1 pseudogene is annotated in these 832 nt (G+C 68.1%); it reads right to left on the bottom strand.

The window, feature by feature from the left end:
- Positions 1–763, bottom strand: a pseudogene (locus tag H9641_RS20435) (IS3 family transposase); the annotation flags it as partial.
- Between the last annotated feature and the right edge of the window lie 69 nt (positions 764–832).

The following is an 832-nucleotide window of genomic DNA, read 5'->3' as shown; positions in this document are numbered from 1 at the left end:
TCTGCGCAGGGCAGGTAGGTGATGTCCCCGACGTAGCGGGTGTTCGGCTCGCTCGCCGTGAAGTCACGTTCGAGCAAGTCGGGCACGACCTGGTCATCGGGTGCGCTGATCGTGGTGCGCACCCGTCGGCGCAGCCGGATCCCGGCGATGACGTGCTCGCGCATGACGCGAGCCACGCGCTTGTGGTTGACACGCTCGGCGGGCGGGGCGCCGTCGTTGAGCTCAGCGGTGATCCTCGGGGCTCCGCAAGCCTTGTCTTTGGCATGGGCGGCCTTGATCCGAGCGGCGAGCTCCGCGTCGGACTCGGCCCGCGCGTGGCGGGCGGGGGCGGCCTTGCGCCAGGCGTAGAAGGACGAGCGCGAGACCTCGATGACCTCGCACAACCGCTTCACCTCGAAGGTGGCCAGGTGGTCGGCAACGAACTGGAAGCGGCTCACCAGTTCGTCTCCCCGGCGAAATACTTCGCCGCCGCCCGCAGGATGTCCCGCTCAGTGTTGAGCTTGCGTTCGGAGTCCTCCAGGTCCCTCACACGCGCCCGCAGCCTGGCGAGCTCCTGCTCGGGGGTCTCATCGCCCGACGGGGCCTGGGGGCGGGGACGGGACTGCCCGCGGATCGGCACGCCGGCGGCCTTCAACCAGTTCGACAACGTCGTGTCCATGATGCCCAGATCCGAGGCGATCCCGGAGACCGTGGCCGCCGGCGTCGAGCGATACAGCTCCACCGCATCACGCCGGAACTCCTCGGAGTACGTCTTCCTTGCCATGATCAGATCTTCTCGCTTCCTCCAGGGCGAACCTGGAATCAGCGTGTCCACGATCAGGGGTCAAGGCCC

The organism is Oerskovia merdavium (genome assembly GCF_014836755.1).
GTDB classification, from domain to species: Bacteria; Actinomycetota; Actinomycetes; order Actinomycetales; family Cellulomonadaceae; genus Oerskovia; species Oerskovia merdavium.
This window is presented reverse-complemented; position numbering and strand designations above follow the sequence as displayed.